Source organism: Streptomyces sp. A5-4 (assembly GCF_051131715.1).
In the GTDB taxonomy this organism is placed as follows: domain Bacteria; phylum Actinomycetota; class Actinomycetes; order Streptomycetales; family Streptomycetaceae; genus Streptomyces.
In genome coordinates, this window is record NZ_CP178591.1 from 7,618,199 (window position 1) to 7,636,921 (window position 18,723).

General features: G+C 71.2%; 12 protein-coding genes and 1 pseudogene. 5 read left to right on the plus strand and 8 right to left on the minus strand.

Going from position 1 to position 18,723, the window contains the following annotated elements:
- Positions 1–29: 29 nt before the first annotated feature.
- The 4 genes and pseudogenes from ACLLJJ_RS35790 (at position 30) to ACLLJJ_RS35805 (ending at position 7,125) form a co-directional block, all read left to right on the plus strand.
- Positions 30–1,556 carry a YfcC family protein gene (locus ACLLJJ_RS35790; protein WP_434598833.1) on the plus strand — a complete coding sequence of 509 codons (1,527 nt, stop codon included), beginning with the start codon at positions 30–32 and terminating at the stop codon, positions 1,554–1,556.
- Between the two features lie 801 nt (positions 1,557–2,357).
- A pseudogene (locus ACLLJJ_RS35795) lies at positions 2,358–5,204 on the plus strand (polymorphic toxin-type HINT domain-containing protein); the annotation flags it as partial.
- Positions 5,205–5,214: 10 nt separating this feature from the next.
- Positions 5,215–5,892 carry a hypothetical protein gene (locus tag ACLLJJ_RS35800; RefSeq protein ID WP_434598834.1) on the plus strand — a complete coding sequence of 226 codons (678 nt, stop codon included), beginning with the start codon at positions 5,215–5,217 and terminating at the stop codon, positions 5,890–5,892.
- A 252-nt stretch (positions 5,893–6,144) separates the two neighbouring features.
- Positions 6,145–7,125 (plus strand): fibronectin type III domain-containing protein, encoded by a 981-nt coding sequence (locus tag ACLLJJ_RS35805; RefSeq protein ID WP_434598835.1) that lies wholly within the window; start codon positions 6,145–6,147, stop codon positions 7,123–7,125.
- A 17-nt stretch (positions 7,126–7,142) separates the two neighbouring features.
- On the opposite strand, the gene ACLLJJ_RS35810 is transcribed toward ACLLJJ_RS35805, so the two are convergent.
- The 8 genes from ACLLJJ_RS35810 to ACLLJJ_RS35845 form a co-directional block, all read right to left on the minus strand.
- Positions 7,143–7,355 (minus strand): Trm112 family protein, encoded by a 213-nt coding sequence (locus tag ACLLJJ_RS35810; protein WP_434598836.1) that lies wholly within the window; start codon positions 7,353–7,355, stop codon positions 7,143–7,145.
- Positions 7,342–8,253, minus strand: a complete 912-nt coding sequence (locus ACLLJJ_RS35815) for a hypothetical protein (RefSeq protein WP_434598837.1) — start codon at positions 8,251–8,253, stop codon at positions 7,342–7,344. Before ACLLJJ_RS35815 ends, ACLLJJ_RS35810 begins: the two co-directional genes overlap by 14 nt.
- A gap of 17 nt (positions 8,254–8,270) precedes the next feature.
- Positions 8,271–9,041, minus strand: a complete 771-nt coding sequence (locus tag ACLLJJ_RS35820; protein WP_434598838.1) for a class I SAM-dependent methyltransferase — start codon at positions 9,039–9,041, stop codon at positions 8,271–8,273.
- Entirely contained in the window at positions 9,038–10,345 is a 1,308-nt protein-coding gene (locus ACLLJJ_RS35825; protein WP_434598839.1) for a condensation protein, read from the minus strand. Before ACLLJJ_RS35825 ends, ACLLJJ_RS35820 begins: the two co-directional genes overlap by 4 nt.
- Entirely contained in the window at positions 10,342–15,144 is a 4,803-nt protein-coding gene (locus ACLLJJ_RS35830) for an alpha-(1->3)-arabinofuranosyltransferase domain-containing protein (protein WP_434598841.1), read from the minus strand. Before ACLLJJ_RS35830 ends, ACLLJJ_RS35825 begins: the two co-directional genes overlap by 4 nt.
- On the minus strand, positions 15,141–15,866 hold the full coding sequence (locus ACLLJJ_RS35835; RefSeq protein WP_434598842.1) for a class I SAM-dependent methyltransferase: 726 nt from the start codon (positions 15,864–15,866) through the stop codon (positions 15,141–15,143). The genes ACLLJJ_RS35830 and ACLLJJ_RS35835 overlap by 4 nt, the downstream gene beginning before the upstream one ends.
- A gap of 4 nt (positions 15,867–15,870) precedes the next feature.
- The gene (locus ACLLJJ_RS35840) at positions 15,871–17,157 is read right to left on the minus strand and encodes a glycosyltransferase family 4 protein (protein ID WP_434598843.1); all 1,287 of its coding nucleotides are present in this window, start codon (positions 17,155–17,157) and stop codon (positions 15,871–15,873) included.
- Between the two features lie 230 nt (positions 17,158–17,387).
- Positions 17,388–18,353: a DUF3068 domain-containing protein gene (locus ACLLJJ_RS35845; protein ID WP_434598844.1), complete on the minus strand. Its 966-nt coding sequence runs from the start codon at positions 18,351–18,353 to the stop codon at positions 17,388–17,390.
- A gap of 176 nt (positions 18,354–18,529) precedes the next feature.
- Between ACLLJJ_RS35845 and ACLLJJ_RS35850 the strand changes: the two genes are divergently transcribed.
- Positions 18,530–18,682, plus strand: a complete 153-nt coding sequence (locus ACLLJJ_RS35850; RefSeq protein WP_434598845.1) for a hypothetical protein — start codon at positions 18,530–18,532, stop codon at positions 18,680–18,682.
- The last annotated feature ends 41 nt before the right edge of the window (positions 18,683–18,723 follow it).

Below are 18,723 nucleotides of genomic sequence, written 5' to 3' on the forward strand. Positions count from 1 at the left end.
GGCGCCGAAACCCGGACGGGAGCATCCTCGTGAGTACCCGTACCGATGCGACGCCGACACCACCAGCGGCGCCGAAGCGCAAGTTCACCTTCCCCAGCGCGCTGACGGTCCTGGCCGTCGTCACGCTCGCGGTCTGGGCCCTGGCCTTTCTGATCCCCTCCGGCGCGTACGACCGCGACAAGGACGGCGCGCCGATCGAGGGCACGTACCACCGCGTCCCCTCCGGGCAGAGCTTCGTAGACCGGCTGAACGATCTCTTCCTCGCCCCGGTCAATGGCCTGTACGGCGTCCAGGACACGAAGAACGGGCAGGTCGGGCCCGACATGGCGGGCGAACTGTACGGCAGCGCGGGCGTGTTCCTCTTTGTCCTCGCGATCGGCGCTTTCATCACGGTCGTCTTCGCGACCGGCGCCCTCGACCGTGGCATCGGCCGCCTCGCCCACCGGCTGCGCGACCGCGGGGCGTTGCTCATCGCGGGCGTGATGCTGGTCTTCGCGCTCCTCGGCACGGTCGAGGGTTTCGCGGAGGAGACGCTCGGCTTCTACGGCCTGATCGTGCCGCTGATGCTCGCCCTCGGGTACGACCGGATGGTCGCCACCGGCACGATCATCCTGGGCGCCGGCATCGGCGTGCTCTGCTCGACGGTGAACCCCTTCGCGACCGGCGTCGCCTCTTCGGCCGCGGACATCTCGCTGGGCGACGGCATCGTGCTGCGCGCCGTGATGTGGGTGGTCCTGACCGGCGTGACCGTCGCGTACGTCATCCGCTACGCGAGACGCGTCCAGAAGAACCCGGGACGCTCACTGTCGGGCTTCCTCCCGGGCGATCGTGACCACACCGCCGCGGACGCGGGCGAACCGCCCGAACTGACCGGCCTGCACAAGGCGATCCTCGTCCTGGTCGGCCTGACCTTCGCCTTCATGATCTTCTCGGTGGTGCCCTGGTCGAGCGCGATCACCGGCGACGCCGACGCGACCCCGTACGGCTTCGAACTGGGCTGGTCCTTCCCGCAGTTGGCGGCGCTGTTCCTGGTCGCGGCGGTGGTCGTGGGCATTGTGGCCCGCTTCGGCGAGCAGAAGCTGAGCGCGACGGTCGTGCAGGGCGCGGCGGACTTCATCTCGCCGGCGCTGGTCATCGTGCTGGCGCGCGGAGTCACGGTCATCATGAACAACTCCAAGGTGACGGACACCGTCCTGCACTCCATCGAGGGCATCGTCTCGGGCACCTCGTCGGCGGTCTTCGCGATCATCGTCTTCGTGGTCAACCTCCCGCTGGCCTTCCTGATCCCCTCCACCTCGGGCCACGCGACCCTCGCCATGCCGATCCTGGCACCGCTCGCGGACTTCGCGGGTGTCTCGCGCGCGGTCGTCGTCACGGCGTGGCAGGCGGCGAGCGGCTGGATGAACCTGTGGGTCCCGACCACCGCGGTCACCATCGGCGGCGTCGCCCTGGCGAAGGTCGGCTACGACAAGTACCTGCGCTTCGTCTGGCCGTTGCTGGCGATTCTCTTCGCGCTGATCTGCGGGTTCGTGGCGCTGGGTGCGGTGCTGACGTAAGTCGTTTCGCGTCGGCCCACTGCAAGCTTCCGGCCATTTTCTGGCGGAAAGACATCGCATTCTGCACCCTTTCTTTACAGTTGCCACACAACTACCCGTGGGTATGAGCAGGCGTTTTGTGCGTCCCGCGCCGGGCAAGTGGCTTTCCGCCCGGCTCCGAACGCTGCGGTCTCCCCTCCTCACATGGCCTTGATCTGCATCTATGGTGATCGCCGCGCGCCTCTGCGAACGCCTTTGGCCGGTCCGCAACCGGACGCGCGCATCAGATGGCGGCCGGGGGACGGTGCCACCACCACGGGGAGGGGCTTCGCCATGCCGCGACACCGACTGACCGCGCACGTCGCACCGGACGGCGCCGCCCTGCGCACCGAAGCCGCGGGCTGGCAGTCCCGCCCTCTTCCCCTGCCGCTTCCGTCGGAACGGAACCGTCGCCCCCGTCTGCCCCTTTCGCCATGAAGGATGTTCTCTTGCGCCCCAAACCAGGGTTGTTCAGACCCGGATCACGCCGATCCTCGATACTCGCCCCCGCCGTCACCTCCCTCACGGCCCTGGCCGTAGTCGGCGGCCTGGCAGTCCGGCCCGACCTGCCCGGGCCGGCCACGAACCCGCGCATGGCCCCGGCGAGCAGCTCCTACGACTGGTTCGAGGACACGGCCGGCGAGCAACTGCGGCAGGACCAGTGCCTGATGACCGACGTCCTGCGCGTCGGTGGTCCGACCATGGCCACGACCGCGCAGGACGGGCTCAACCAGAGCCCGGAGGCGCTATATGCTCTGGCCAACCGGGAGCACTGGCAGAACACGCCGCTCGCCCAGGGAGGCCGAGGAGAAAACGGCGAAGGCGGAGAAGGAGACTGCCGCCGCCAAGCGGGCGGAGACGGCGCAGCACAGAAAGACCGCGGAAGCCGAAGCGACGAAGGCGAAGGACGCCAAGGGCAAGGCTGAAACCGCTGAGGGCACTGCGGTCGAGAAGAGGAACGCCGCGGTCAAGGCCCGCGACGGTGCCAAGGACAAGCGGGACGACGCGTGGGACGCCGAGCAGAAGGCGGACGCGGCACGCGCCAAGGCGGACGCGAAGGAAGCGTTCGCGTATGCCCATGAGTCGGACGCCAACGCCAAGGAGAGCAGGGCGGCCGCCGACGCGGCCGACGCGCACGCCGACGACGCCGAAGCAGCAGCGGGGAGGTCCCGCGCCGCGGCGGACGCAGCGACTCAGTCGGCAGCCGATGCGGATGCCGCAGCGACCCGTGCCGAGGCAGCCGCGACACGCGCCCGCGCCAACGCGGATGGTGCCCAGGCCGCGAAGCTGAGGGCCGATGCGGCGGTGAGGACCGCGACCAGCTCCGCAGCGGAGGCCATCGCGGCCGCGAAGCACGCCGCGTCCGAGGCGCAGGCGGCCGTCAAGCTCGCCGATGAGGCGGACGCACAGGCCAAGACCGCCAAGGGCCACGCCAACGAGGCGAGCAAGGAGGCCGGCAAGGCCCTGGTGGCATCGGCGAAGGCCGCGGGCTTTGCCTACGTCACCGCACAGGCCGCAGTCGACGCGGGCAAGGCCGCCGCACAGGTCGCCAAGCCGGCGAACGACGCGATCCAGCTCGGCTCTCCGTACATCACCACGGACTCGGCCGCGAGCCTGGTGGTGCTGACGGGGCAGGCGTCGAAGACGATCGCCGAGCAACAGAAAGCCGTCGCCGACGCGCACGCCAAGAACGCGAAGGAAGAAGCCGCCACCGCCAAGGCCCTCGCCGCGGCGGCGCAGGGCGACGCGAAGGCCGCCCACCAGCACGCGGCCAACGCCGCCGGGCATGCGGCGGACGCCCGTACCTATGCGAACGAAGCGCTCGGCTACGCGGCCGACGCCGCCAAGGCCGCGTCCAAGGCCGCCGCGTCACTGGCTCGCGCGGTCGAATACGGCCGACAGGCCACTGAGGACGCCATAGCCGCCGACAAGGCCGCGGGACGCGCCGAAGGCCACGCCAAGGACGCCCGCGAATCGGCGGACGACGCGGCCCTCGACGCGGAGGCCGCCCGCGCGGCGGCAACTGAGGCGGAAGAGGCCGCGAAGGACGCCCGGGCGGCAGCCGACCGCGCTGACGTCGCAGCGACGGAAGCCGAAAAGGCCGCGAAGGACGCGGACAAGTACGCGAAGGAGGCCCAGGAAGCGGCCGAGTCTGCGGCGCGCAAGGAGGCCAACAAGCAGGTCAACAGCGGCGCGGGTACCGGAATCGGCGGCACGTGGTACGTCGTTGACGACGACAGCATCGAGATCACCGACGCCAAGCAGCAGAACGACTGCGTCATCGAGATCGGCTTCGAGGGCTGTACCGTCACGTTCCTCGTCACGTTCAACGCGACGGTCGATTTCTTCCTCTGCACCAACTCCAAGGTGCCGGCCAGCGCCGACGGCTGCCCCGCTCAGGACACGCTGCTCCTGGAGAGCGAGCCCCTCAAGGGCTTGAAGAAGGAGGCAACCAGGTACTTCACGAAGTGGGAGCTGATCGAGCAGACCGTCACGTACAAGCTCCTCAAGGCCGCCCTGGTCCAGGACTTCGTCGACTGCTGGCACGGCAGCGCCAGCGGCTGCGCTTGGGCGCTGAGCAACTTCATCCCGGGCAAGGTGTTCGGCAAGGTCTACGAAGGGCTCCGGGCTCTGGACGCCGCCATGAAGACCGGCGTCGGCGTCCGTGATGCGTTCAAAGCCCTTGAGGCGCTCGGTCTGGACCCCGGGACCCTCGCCAAGCTCAACAGCACCATCAATGCCTACGAAGACCTGTACACCGCCTGCAAGACGAACAGCTTCCCTGGCACCACTCGGGTGCTGATGGCGGACGGCTCGCACCGGTCCATCAGCCAGGTGGGCGTGGGGGACCTCGTCATGGCCACGGATCCGGCTTCCGGCAAGTTGAGGGCCCGGCAGGTTACCGACACCTTCAAGCACGACACCCAGCGGCTGGTGGATATCACCGTTGCCGACGGTGGGAAGCTGGCTAGCACCGCCGGCCACAAGTTCTATGTGATGGACCGGGGGTGGACGCTGGTCTCCGACCTGCACACCGGCGACCGCCTGCGCACCCCGGACGGCTCCGTCCGCGCGGTGACCGCCCTCCACGACGGTTCGGGCCTGGCTCCGCGCACGGTCTACGACCTTACGGTCGCGGACCTGCACACCTTCTTCGTGCTGGCGGGGGCCACTCCGGTCCTTGTCCACAACTGCAAGGTGGCGTTGGGGTGGCAGAGGGGTGGGAAGCTCGACGAGTGGGCCGCGCTGCCCGAGAACAAGTTCGTCACCTTCTCCGCGGCGTCCCCGAGGGACTTCGCCCAGATTGCGGAAAAGGCCATTGCCGACCCGAATGTGAAGCTGCACATCAACATGTCGGGCCTGGCCGAACGGGGAACCTTCATGGATGCTGCCCAGCGTGGTCTGAAGGGCGGTGAGGCCGGAGCTGCTGCCACGGACTACGAGATGTCCATGATCGCGAGGGCTCTCGCCAATGGTCAGCGTCCGTGGAGTTCGATCAAGTTCTACTCCCCGACGGGTCCGGGTGGAGCCATGCGACTGGATCCCCCGACACCTATGCCTGATCTATCGGTGCTGAAGGGGAAACTTCCCCCCGTGAAGGGTTCGGTCATCGATTACTGCCACTGCTGAGGAACCGCATATGAACTCCGACCGGAAAGACCTGTACCCGGAGGTGACCGCTGCGGGCGGCCTTGTGTCGGCGATGAAGGAGGCCGCGAAGCTGCGCGGAGGCGAAATCTGGCCAGTACCCTCGGCCATCGACGCCATCACCATCGAAACAGCGAGGGGCCTTGTGTCGGTCGTTCCTGCGACCGTGGAGCGTCTGTTCCGGGTGCGTGTCCACATTCCCGGGTCCACCGGGGACATTCCCGGGTTTTCCTGGGAGATCGGCTCGACGGACAATTTCGGGTTGCTCGTGGAGATGGTCGCCGCATGGCGCGAACGTGTGCCGTTCGACGAGTTGGCGGCGAGGTTCACGTTCCTGGAGCTCGACGAATTCGCCAGGGCGCTCAGGAGGGGAGAGCCCACTTCTTCGCAGTGGGCCGACCTTCTCTCGGCCGAATTCCACCGGCGGCAATGGGACCTTCTCCGTCGCCTCCACGCGGACGAGACACTGCGGCACATGTTCCCGACGATCTCGCACGGTGCCGTCCGCTTGCGAGTGGATCTGTTCGACGGAGCGAGCCGTCAGGTCCTGGTGTACGAGCTGGACGGGGGGAGCTATGAGGCCCGCGTCGGGGTGCCCGGAGCCTCCTGGGTCGAGGTGCCGCCGGGTGATCTGATCGCGTATCTGCGAGCTGCTTTGAACGAGCAGTGATCCCGGTGGATCGATGAAGTCGAAACCCCGCCAGGTAGTTCCTGGCGGGGTTTCTTCGTGCTGCTCGCGCATAGGTCCGCACGGTGGCGGTACCCGGGCTTCAACGGCTACCGCCCTCGGGTCTTCGTCACCCGCAGCGCGCTCAGCAGCGGCCGGCCCGTCCGACCGCACCACGCAATGTGAGGTCACCGCCCCCCACCCCTTGCCCGCCGCCGTCACCCATGGCATACAGGTCTGGACCATTAACTTCGTATGAAGGGTCCGGCTGTGCAACGCCCCACCGTATGCGCCGTGTTGGCTTGTTCCGCCCTGCTTCTGATGACCGCCTGTGCGTCCGAACCCGACCGCGACACCGCCGACCCCTCCACCCCCGAAGAGGTGACCGTCCAGGCGGGCAGTGCCACTTCCGTGCATGTGATGTGGGACCGGGCCACCGACAACAAGGCCGTCACCGCGTACGAGGTGTATCAGAAGGGTGCCAAGGTCAAGACTGTGGCGGCCGGGCGGCGCATGATCGACATCGACCGGCTCGACCCTTCGACCGGGTACAGCTTCACCGTTCGCGCGCGCGACGCCGCCGGGAATCTCTCCGCGCCCAGCAAGGCGGCCCCCGTCACCACCCCGGCTCCCACGCCGGACGACCGCAAGGCGCCCTCCGAGCCCGTGAAGTTGCGGGGGCGGGCCGACGGGGACAGTGCGGTGAGTCTGTCCTGGGGGCGGGCCGCGGACGACATCGGGGTCACGTCGTACGACATCTATCAGGAGGATTCACGGATCCACAGCGTGTCCGGCGCCGCCGCCACGGCCCGTGTGACCGGGCTGCGGCCCGGCACCGTCTACAGCTTCACCGTGCGGGCCAGGGACGCTGCCGAGAACTCATCGAAGGACAGCAACACCCTTGATCTGACGACCGCTTCGGGGCCCGACGGCGGCCCGTCCACCGCGCCGACCGCCCTGCGTGCGAAGGCCCGCACCGAGGAGGGCGAACGCGGCATCGACCTGGAGTGGACGCCGCCCGAGGCCGGGGGCGAGATACGTGAGCACCAGCTGTACCTCAACGGGAAACTGGTCACGATGATCGTCTGGGGCGCCGACCCGCCGAAGGGGAAAGCGACGTACCGCTTCACTGTGAACGAGCCCGCCGGTACCCGCTACAGCATCAAACTCCGCGCCAAGCTGCCGGACGGGAAATGGGGCGACTTCTCGGCGCAGCGCACCGTCGTGACGGGCTGAGCCGCCCCGTTCGTCTCTCAGGGGCCCGCCGTCAGGCCCAGCAGGCGCTGGTGCTCGTCCTCTGCGACCTGTTCGCCCGAGGACGGCAGGAGTTGGGGAATGCCGTCGACGATCGGGTAACGCCGGTGCAGCCGCGGGTTGTAGAGGGCGTCCTCCAGGACGAGCAGCGTGAGCGGGCCCTTGTCCAGCGGGCAGGCGATGATCTTCAGCAGTGGGTCATCGGGGTTCACGGTGCAACTCCTTGGTTTCGGGCGCGGGTTGGGTGGTCAGGGTGAGCAGGACCGCGACGGCGAGCGCCGCGCCCGCCACCCGCAGGGCCAGCCGCAGCGGATCGTCCGGCAGCGACTCGCCGAAGGCGAGCGTGCCGAGCACCGCCGTGAACAGGCAGGAGACCGTCGTGCACACCGGCACGATCAGCGAAGCCCGGCAGCGCTGGAGCGCCGACTGGGACAGCACCAGGCCGGTCGCGCCGGTGACCAGCAGCAGGTACGGGTACGGGGACGCCAGCAGGTCCAGTGCGGCCCCGCCCGGGTCGTGGAGGGTGTCCGCGGTGAGGTGGGCGGAGACGCCCTTGATGGCCAGGGAGCTCACTCCGTAGACGAGACCGACCGCCGCCCCGTACTCGACGCCGGAGGGCGGCGGCCGGTTGCGGTGCCGGCGGGCCGTGCGGCGCTCGGTCGCGACGTACAGCCAGTAACCCGCGGCCAGGGCGAGGCCGCTGATCAGCAGGATCAGCGGGGCGGGTGAACTGCGGCCGACGCTGTCCGCGTCCTGGCGCAGGGAAGCGACGACCATCAGCAGGGCCGCCAGGATAGCCGCGATGGCGTACCGCTCGCGGCCCGAGGTCCGTTCGCCCAGGAAGAGCGACGACAGAAGCAGCAGCAGGACCAGGCCCGAGACGAAGATCGCCTGGGCGGCGGCCATCGGCAGGGTCCGGTACACGACGAGCTGCGCGGCGAATCCGCCCCCGAGCGAGAGGGAGCCCGCGATCCACAGCGGCTTGCCGAGCAGCAGCCGGACCAGTCGAGCGGGGCTGCGCACACTGAGCTCGGGAAGCTTGGCGAGCGCGCGCTTCTGGAGAACGAAACCGGTGCTGTACAGGACGTTCGCGAGCAGTGCCGAGGCCACTCCCCACCACATCGGGGTCAGTCCCCGGCGCGACGGCGGGCATGCACCAGCAGGATGGACGCCGCGCTCGGTGCCGCGCAGGCGAGCCGGTCGACGGGGCGCAGGGGGCGCGGTACGCCGTGGAACGGCGCCCCGGCGATGCGTACGACGTCGAAGCCCGACGCCGTCAGGAACTGGCGCAGGGCGCGGGCGGTGTACAGGCGCAGATGGCCCACCACCTCACGCCCCGGCCGGCCGTGGATGGCGCGCAGGCTGACCTCGGAGAAGACCGGCTGGACCCCGGCGAGCAGCAGGAGACGGTTGTACCAGGCGGCGAGGTTGGGGGTGGACAGCATGAGGTGGCCGCCCGGGGCCAGGACGCGACGGATCTCGTCGAGGGCGCTGTCGGGATCCACGAGGTGCTCGATGACCTCGCTGAAGAGGACCGCGTCGGCGGAGCCGTCCGCGAACGGCAGTCCCCCGTCGGTGAGTTCGCCGCGTACGACGTGGTTGATGCGGATGGACGCGCGGCGCAGCGCGTCCTGTGACCAGTCGACGCCGATGACGCGGTGGCCGGAGATGAGCGGCGCGGCGGTGGCGGCCGCCGTGCCGTCGCCGCAGCCGATGTCGAGGACGGTGGCCGGGGGAGCGGGCGGGCCGAGCGCGGCGGCGAGCATCCTCGCCTGACGCAGGCTGCGGGCGTCGCCGGAGGCGACCGGGACGGCGGGGTCCTCATAGAACTCGCGCAGACCCGAGGGCCGGGGGGACCCGCCCGGCAGGCCGGAAGAGAGTGTGCTGGTGCTCGTCATGAAGGACCGCCTCCCTCTGAGGTGGCATCGAGGTACTGCTCGAAGAGGTCGCGCAGCCGGGCGCCGTCGCCGGGGCCGAGGAGCGCGCCGGACCAGCGCAGGGCCAAATGCAGCCGGCCGCCGGTGCTCGCCGTGGTCACGGTCAGACCGCGCGGCATCCGCGCGGGCGCCGAGAACCAGACGGCCGTCGCGCGGCCGGTGTCCTCGCCGAAGTCCAGCGGGTACGGGATTCGGCCGATGTTGCTGAGCAGTGTGGTGGAGGTCCAGGGCGCGGCGGCCCGGCGCAGCCCGCGGGTGAGCGCCGACCGGATGCCGACCGGCAGCACGGGCGCGGTGAGAAGGGCGGCGCCGTGGCCGAGCTGGGGGCGGGTGACGGCCTTGAGGGCGAGGGTGCGCTCGGCGGTGCGCCGCAACAGCTCGGAAACGTCCGGATGCCCCGCCAACTCCGCCACCTGGAAAGGCACTTCGACGAGTCGTGTCCCGTTGCCGATCGGCATGTCGAGCCCGCGGGTCCGGTCGTCGACGGGCATGGTGATACGCATGGGGCGCGGCCGGCTGCCGCGCTCGTGGTTCCAAGCGGCGATCATCCGGGCGGTGGCGACCATCAGCTGGTCATTGACGGTGTACGGCGCACCCTTCGGCCTGCGCGGTACGGGCAGCTCGGCGATCAGCATCCCGTTGCCCGCGCCCCCGGTGGGCGCGCCGTGGGCCACCCGGGCGACCGGGGCGAAACCGGTGCCGCCGCCCGGGCCGGGCGGCTCCGGTGCGCTCTGTGGTGCGGCGGCGCGTACCGGCGGGGTCGCGGGGGCGTTGTCGCGGCCTCCGTAGATGTCGGCGGCGGTGGCCAGGACCCGCAGACAGGCGGGGCCGTCAAGGGCGGTGTGGTTGATGACCAGCAGTAGGACGCGGTCGATGACCTCCAGCCGCACCGGCGGGGAGAGCGCCAGGGGCGGTGCGACGGTCAGCGCCCGCTCGCGCGCCCGCTCCAGGACGTCGGGTCCCGGTTCCAGGAAGGTCACGACGTCCGTGTCGGGCTCGCGGGTGAGCTCCCACTCGTACCGCCGCCGGTACCAGGGCCCGGGCGCCTCCCGCATCAGGATGCGCGGGTGGCGCCGCAGGGCCTCGGTGAACGCGGCCCGCAGTCGGTCCGGGTCCGGCCGCCGTGGCAGGTGCACCTCGATGTGTACGGTCTCGGGCTCGCGCGGCTCCAGGCAGTGCCGGGTGACTTCGTCGACGACGGTGAAGGGCACCCGCGGCGCCGGTCCCTCGTGCCGGGCGGGGTACGGATGCTGCAAAGCGGTCACCTGTCGTTCTCCTCCGCGCTGTTGTCGGCGGGGCCCGCCGCGTCCGACGGACCCGGTTTCGGGGCCGGTCCTGCCGGTGGAGTGCCCGGAACCTCCGGGCCGGTACGGGTGCGCGGGCCGGGCTCGGCGCGGTGGCCGGGCGGCGGCTGGTCGACCGGTTCGGGGTCCGGGCCCCTCCCCGTGCCCGCGTGGGGCGAAGTCCCAGGCCGGGCCGCCGTTTCCGGGCCCGGCGGGTCCGGGGTCCGGCTCGCGCTCCCGGTGTCCGGGGCCTGGCGCGGGCCGGGAATGGTCGGGGCCTCCGAGCGGGAGCGGCCCGAGTCGGGGTACGAGCCCCCGCCCGCCCGCGGATCCGGCCCGGGGGCGGGGCCCGCGGCGGGCGCGCCGGGGGCGGGCCCCCACACCGAGGCGTCCGGGTCTGGGTCGGGGCGGCCCGGAGCTGCCGGGGGCGGTGGCCCCCAGCCCGGGGCTCCCGGGTCGGTTCCCGAGCGCGGGGTCTCCAGGTCGGCGCCCCAACCCGTGTGCGCCGGGGGCGGGTTGGCGCCCGGCGCCCCGGCGCCTCCGCCTCGGCCCGGTGGCGGGTACGGCCCGGAGCCCGGCGCCGCCGGGTTGGGGTGCGTTCCCGAGGCTCCCTGGTCCGGCCCGCCGCCCGGCGTGCTCGTGGCCGGGCTCCGGCCCGTGCTGTCGGAACGCGTTGTGACCAGGGCCGCCACCAGCGCCGTCAGCGCCAGGAATTGCGCCGCCGGGCCGAACGCACCCGCGTCCGTGGACGGCGGTGCGCCCGCGTCGGCCGCCGCCGCGATGCCTGCCGCCGCCATCGCGACCAGCGCGATCGGGGGCAGCAGCGTGTGCCGGAAGTGGGCGACCAGGGCCAGGGCCGGGACCAGCAGGGCCACTGGGCCCGCCACCACGACCAGCGCCACCGTGAGCGCCGCGACGCCGAGCACCGGGCCGGGCGCGGGCGGCGGGACCTGCTGCGCGAGGTCCGGATTCCGGGTGCGGCGCCGGAACAGCACCAGGCCCACCAGGAGGGCGACGCCGATCGCGCCGCCGATCAGCCCGGCCTCGTACCACCGCGCGGGCTCGTACTCCAGGCGGACCGTGCCGCCCTCGCCCTCGGGGACCAGCCAACCCTGCTGCCAGCCGTCGAGCCGCACCGACGGCAGCTCCTTGCCGTTCAGCGTCGCGTGCCAGCCGGAGTTCTCGTTCTCGTACATCTGGAGGTACGACGACTTGCCCGCCGCCACCCGCACGGTGCGCCGGTCACCGGCGCCGTCCGTGACGGTGAGCCCACGCGCCTCGGCGGCCGGCGCGGACGCGCTGCCCCGGGTCAGCGTGATGTCGGTGATCGCGAGCGGTCCGGTGTCGCCCGCCTCCACCCGGTGTGTGCCCGGCGAGAGTTCGGCCTGCCCGTTGCGCTGCTCGCCCGCGCACAGTGCGACCTCGATCGGCCGACGCTCCGTCAGGTCGGCCAGCCGCCCCTGCGCGCTCGTCGCGTGCAGGGTGCCGTCGATGGAGAGCACCGGGCCCTGCCCGCAGGGAAGTTCGAACTTCTCCTCCGGGTCGGGCTGCGGGACGCGGAACTCCTCAAGAGCGGGGACGTACACCTCGCTCAGACCCACCGGAAGCTGCATCTCGCCGTTCGCGACCGGGTTGTGGATGGTCAGCGGCGCCGACCGCGAGATGGTGATGTCGAGCCGGTCGGTGTTGATCGGCTCGAAGCGGGCCAGGCCGTTCTCGTCGACCGAGGCGGTCGCCGCCCCGTCCGGGGAGCTGATCTCCACCTGTTCGGGGCGGGTGGAGAGCCCACCCGCCGCCGCGAAGACGATCTCGCCGACGGGCCGCTTGCCGGGCCAGCGCAGATGCAGCACGGCGCGGTCCCCGGCGATCCACGACGTCGTCAGGTCGCCGTCGACCAGGTTGCGCGGCGTCAGTGACGCACCGAGCTTCGCCGTCGAGTCGGCGGTCGCGGTGACCCGCCTCCGCTGCTCGGGCGCGATCCGGTACAGCAGCTCGTCGAGCGCGTCGCCGGGCACCGGCAGTGCGGTCGCCCGCAGCGCGTAGTCGCCGCCCGCCGTGGAGTTGAACTGCCGGTGCAGACCGACCTCGGCCGAGGCGGGGGAGAGCCCGCCCGGGTCGCTGCCCCGGTGCAGCGAGAACACCTCGGAGCCGGTGGCCTCCGGCTCGCCCGCCGTGTCCTCCGGCAGCGAGAGCAGCCGGGTCACCTGCACCCCGGGCACGGACACGGCCGTGAAGCCCGCCCCGGTGAGTCCCGGCCGCCCCTGCTGGGCGTCCACAATGGTGATCTTCAGCCAACTCGCCTCGCCCTCCGGCGCGGTGACCGACTGCGGCATGCCGTTCGGCTGGAGCGGGCTGGTCTTCGAGCCCCGGTCGGTCTCCACCTTCACGACGGTGGGCGCGGCCCGAACCCCGTCCCCGGGCAGTGGCGTGAGCCCGATCGACGAGGGCACCGACACCTTCTGCCGGAAGTCGACCCGCAGCCACTCGCCGGCCGGCGAAGCGGCGCTGCCCTCGGCCCACGCGGTGTCGGGGTTGCCGTCGAAGGCGTTCACCGGGTCGTACTGCGGCAGATGGAACAGCCAGTTGCCGCTGCTCGACGCCGTCACCGACTCCGCGCCGCGCAGCGCCGCCGTGGTCTGGTGCCGCACCCCGTCGGTCGGCAGGATCTGCCGGGGCTGCGCGCCGGGGTCCTGCACGGCCCCCGGGTGATTGTGTTCCTTCGCGGTGTAGGTGTACGACGTATTGGAGTTGACCAGGCCGAAGCGGGTGTCGGCGCGCCGCAGCCCGTCCCCGACCGCCCGCACCTCGGGGGCGCCGACGCCGGGGTGGCTGTCCCCGGTCAGTACGGCGGGCCGCCGACGCATCGACGGGTCCGCGGAGAGCCGCAGCAGGGCCTCGGGCCCGCCGCTGACGACAGCCGTGTCCGCGGCCTCGCGCAGCCCGGCCCGGCCCGGCCGCTCGGTGGCGGTGTTCGGCTGGTAGATCTCGACGGCCTGCTGGCGCGGGTAGAGGCCCTCGATCTGTACCGGGGTGTCGTCGGGGATGCGCCCGCCGGTGAGCACCGGGCCGAAGCCGGTGACGCGGCGGTAGCCGGAGGACTCCAGGGTGCGCTTCACGGTCTGCGGCGGTACGTACCCGATCTGGTCCGGGTCGAGGTCGTTGCGTACCACCACGTAGTACAGCCCGGCCCGGCTCAAGTAGTCACTCAGGCCCGGCACTTCACTGCCCGAGACCAGTGCCTGCTCGACCGCGTCCATGGCCCGCCGGTTGCCCGGCGTACCGAACGGCACATAGTCGCGCTGCGCCCAGCGCGAGTCCGCGAGGACGTCGAGCGGCTGGTCGATGGGGGAGCCCCAGGTGTACAGGCCGTGGGCGGTGGCCGGCACGACCAGGGCCCGGCTGTCGGGGGAGTACTTCTTCAGCCAGTCGGCCGTGGCCTCCCAGTGGCCGGGCAGTTTGCTGAACGAACCGGGCTGCAGAATGCTCCCGTTGAGGTACGGGAACGCCAGCCCGGGCAGCACCAGGACCGCGGCCACGAGCGGCAGGAAGCGGCGGCCGGGCAGCGGTCGCGCGCCGCGTTGTTCGGCGGCGACCGCGGTGATGTGCATCAGGCCGAGGACCAGGGCGAGCGCCAGGCCCGACTGGAACTTGTAGATGTTGCGGAAGGGGACCAGCCATCCGTTCAGCCAGTCCTGCATGACGGAGTGGAAGGGGCCGCCCAGCGATCCGGCGTACCCGGCCAGTGTCACGAGGACGACGGACAGTACGACCAGGAGCAGCCAGCGACGCTCCGGCAGGTCGCGGCGGGCCAGGCCGGCCAGTCCCAGCGCGGCGGCGAAGGCCGAGCCGAGCACCGCGAGCACGGCGGTGGCGACCGCCCAGCCCGCGGGCAGCCAGGCCTCACCGAAGTTCAGATACGCGACCCAGTTGCCGGCGCCGCGCAGCAGCTCGGTGGCGGACATGGTGGCCGTCGTGGTCTCGGCCTGCTCGACGTACGGCAAGAAGTTCTCGCCGAATATCCCCAGCATCAGCAGCGGCACGACCCACCAGGCGGTCGCCAGGACCACTCCCGGCAGCCACCACGCGAGCAGCGACCGCCCGCGCGGTGTGCCGGCCCGAGTGAGCAGGTACAGGCCGACGGGCAGCAGCGCGGCGAGGGTGGACGCGGCGTTCACCCCGCCCATGAAGGGGATCAGCAGGGCGGAGCGCAGCGCGGCGATCCGGGCGCTGGTGCGCGGGTTGGTGAGCGGCAGCAGCACCCACGGCAGCATCGCGCCGGGCAGCGCGGCAGCCGACGTCGATCCGATGACGATGGTGTACGTCGGCCAGAGCGCGTAGGCGACCGCGCCGAGCAGCCTGGCGGGGCCGGAGCCGATGTCCAGCCGCTCGGCCAGGCGCAGCGCGCCCCAGAACGCGGTGGCGACGATGAGGGAGATCCACAGCCGCTCCGCCAGCCAGACCGGCAGCTGGACCAGATCGGCCAGGGCGTGGAACGGCAGCATCGGGAAGGCGTATCCGACGTACTGGTCGAAGATGCCGCCGAAGCCCGACCTGTCGTGCCACAACTCCCCGAGGTCCGAGGCGAATTTGAACGGGTCGACGACGACACCCAGCTTGGTGTCGAAGGTCATCCGGCCGGGCGAGACCGCCAGCAGGGCGACCAGGACGACCGCCCAGAATCCGAACAGCCAGCGCCGGGAGCGCGGGCCTTCGGACGGACCCGGTGCGCGTGGGGCAGCGGGCACCGGTGCCTGAGGGGGTGCCTGCAGCGTGCTGGTCATGGACACCGCCGGAGGATGAGGAGGAGGTTCCAGGTGGCGAACTCGCGCAGCACCGGCACCTTGGGTATGAGCGCGGGCAGGCACGGCCAGTACCGGGCACGGGCCGTCACGACCTGAACGTCGGTGCGGGCGCGTACCTGCCGCAGGGTGGTGCCGATATGGATGGTGAAGAGGTTCTCGCCGAGAGTGTGCTTGGCCGGATGCCCGGTGCGCCGCTGATAGCGGCGCCGGGCCCGCTCGGCGCCCAGGTAGTGCCAGGGCGCCCACTCGTGACCGCCCCAGGGGGAGTACCAGTTGGTGAACGAGACGTAGATCAGCCCGCCGGGGGCGGTGACCCGGGCCATCTCGCTGAGGAAGGTCTGCGGATCCTCCACGTGCTCAAGCACATTGGAGGCGAAGCTGATGTCGGCGACCCCGTCGGGGAGCGGCAGCAGATACCCGTCGGCGACGACCGCGCCCTCCGGCTTGCGGTCGCCCGCGCTCAGCTCTTTCATGTCGGGCTCGAAGAGGAACCCCTGCGCGCCGCGCCGCCGGAACTCCTCGGTGAAGTGCCCGTTCCCGCCGCCGACATCGACGACGACCCGGCCGTCGAGAGGGGTGTATCGCTCCAACTGGTCCGCCGCGTCACGGGCCAGCAGCGTGTAGCACAGCTCGGGCTCGGACTGCTCGCGCATGAAGGCCCGGAAGAGGGTGACGGACCTGTGCAGGGAGGGGTCCTTCACCGGCTCACCCCCGCCGCGGTGCGGCGGCTCGTACGGTCGAGGCAGCCACTTCGGCCACACCCGCTGTCACGTTCGCTGTCACATCCGCGGTCATGTCCGCCGTCGCGCGCGGGGGTTCGGTCGCACCCGCCGTCACACCGGCCGGCCCGGTCGCACCCGCCGCTTCGGCCGCCACTGCCCTGAACTGGTGCACCGTACTGCTCCACAGATACCGCTCGGCCCGCACCGCCGCGGCGGCCCCCATCGCCGCACGCCGCTCGGCGCTGAGTGTGAGCGTGCACCAGGCGGCGGCGAAGGAACTCTCACCGCGGGCGAGCACACCGGTCACGCCGTCCTCGATGGAGTCGCGCAGGCCGGGTACGTCGAAGCCGATCGCCGGCGTGGACCGGGTGGCCGCCTCGGTGACGACCAGACCCCAGCCCTCGACCGCGGAAGGATGGAGCAACAGCCAAGAAGCGCAGAGCAGTTGATGCTTCTCCGCCTCCGACACCCGCCCCTTGAAGATCACATCGGGGCCGGCGAGCGCTTCGAGACGCTGCCGCTCGGGCCCGTCCCCGACGATCACCAGCTTTCCGCCGGTGACCGGCCGCACCCGTTCCCACAGCCGCAGCAGCAGATCGATGCGTTTGTACTCGACGAGCCGCCCCATCGCCAGGAACAGCGGCTCGCGGGAGCGGGGCAGCCGGGTGGCCGGAATCTCGACCCCGTTGTGCACGACGCGGATCCGGTCGCGGTCCACGCCGAGCGCGCCGAGCGCACCGGCCGTCGACGCGGACACGGCCACCAGCAGATTGTTGCGCTGCGCGCCGGACAGCGCCCAGTGTTCGAGGCGTCGCCCGAGACCGGCCGCCGGGCCCGGGAAACGCATGCCCCACAGCTCGGTGTGCACATGATTGACCAGGCACAGGGTGGGGCCGCGGTGCCAGAGCGGGGTGAGGTACGGCAGCCCGTTGCAGACCTCGACCAACAGGTCGCAGTCGCCGATCCGGCGGGCGAAGGTGCTGGGCGCCTTGAGGAAGTGACCGAGGTCGCCACCGGCGGAGATGACCCGGTAGCCCCGGTACGCCGCCGGGCCCCCGCACAGCAGCGTCACCTGGTGCCCGAGCGCGGTGAGGCCGTCGGCGAGCCGGTCCACAAGGAGCTCGGAGCCGCCGGCCGCGGGATTTCCGAGATCGCGGCGGGAGAGGAAAACGATCCTGCGTGGTTCTCGCAGCGGCTCCGAGCCCTGCTGCGGGTCCTGGAATCTGTGGGGTTTCGCGTCGTGCAGAGTGGGGGGTACGTGCTGGGGCATGCGAGCTCCAACTCGTTTCAGGGTGCGGAACCGGGTGGGGCTGTACGGGACTGCCGAACTGCTGCGGGGCTGTGAGCGGGAACCGTTCCGAGCTTTCCGGGACTGTTCCCGGGGACGAGCCGAACCGGGTTGGGGCCGAGCTGGGGTGGGGAGGTCAGTTTTCGCCACACCGTCGGATGCGGCTACTCACCTCGATGACAAGTTCGGGCCCACTGAGAACTGATGAGTCCTCACATTATGATGATTTGCTGCGTAGTTGGACGTGGACGGCCTCGTACGACGAGCACCGCACCCGAAGCGGCCAGCAGCAGACCCGCCACGCCACCGCCCATCGGCAGCGTCTCGCCCACCAGCTTCAGCCGGTCGCCGTCGTCCGAGGCCAGCGCCACCTGCGCGCGCTGCGTGGCCGGGGTGAACTCCATCCGCTCACTGTCGAGCAGCACCATCGCGTCCCGCTTCCCGCCCGGCGCGCGCAGTGTCTTGCGCGGCCCGATGGCGGCGTTGACGATGCGCCCGGTGCGCTGGTCGACGACCAGCTCGATGCCGTGATTGGCGTACCACTCCTCGGCGAGTACCTGGCTGCGCTCGGGCAGCCCCACGAGCCGTCCGGGCACCAGCCTGGTGCCGGTCTTCACCGGCTTCACGGAGCCGGTGAAGCGGTGGCCCAGGTGGCCCTGGATCTTCTTCGTACCGTCGTAGCGGAGCCGGACCGTCGAGCCGAGCGTGTTGTCCCACCAGCGGTAGGAGCGTTTCTGTACGTCGAAGGGGAACTTGAGGTACGCCTCGCCGTCGAAGGCGGGTTTCTCGTCGCAGCAGTGCACCGGCTCGTTGGTGCGGCGGTCGGTGACCCACCGCTCCAGCGTCCACTGCAGGGAGTCGTGGGTGTCGGCCGCGGGCAGCGACTTCTTGGTGTCGACCGAGGTGGAGACGTCCCAGACGGCCCGGCCGCTCTTCTCGCTCTCGGCCACATCGCCCCGGACCTGCCGGGTGATGGTGAGCTTCTCGTCGTCGACCGTTTCGATCTTCGTGGTGTCGAAGTAACTGCCCGTGCCGGTGAACACCGTGGTGACATCGACGTCGATCGGGGTGCGCTTGGCGCGTGGCTCGACGTACCAGGCCAGCAGCGGTGCCAGGACCAGCAGAAAGACGCCTGCGCCCAGCAGGATCAGCGACAGGGGGGAAGCGGTGCGACGCATACGGGCACTCCAGTGGGGCCGGCGGGAACGAGTCGGCGGATACGTGCACATGCTTATGGGCCGGGAACCGTAGGCGGCCCCTTGACGGACTGTCAATGCATTGTTGACACTGAGCCATTGCCGGACGGGGCCGGCGGCACCGGTGGGGTCACAGCGTCAGAGAGGCTGATCCGACCATGCCCAGATTTCTAGCCGCAGCGTTGACCGCAGTGGTGGCCGCCGCGCTCGCCGTGGGGGCGGCCCTCGGTGTCGTCGCCCTACTGAACGTCACCCCGGACCAGCCCAATGTGCCGCTGATCAGCTATCAGACGGCGACGCCACGGAAGTGACCCGAGCGCATGAAGTGACCCGAGCGCACGAGTGGACGGGG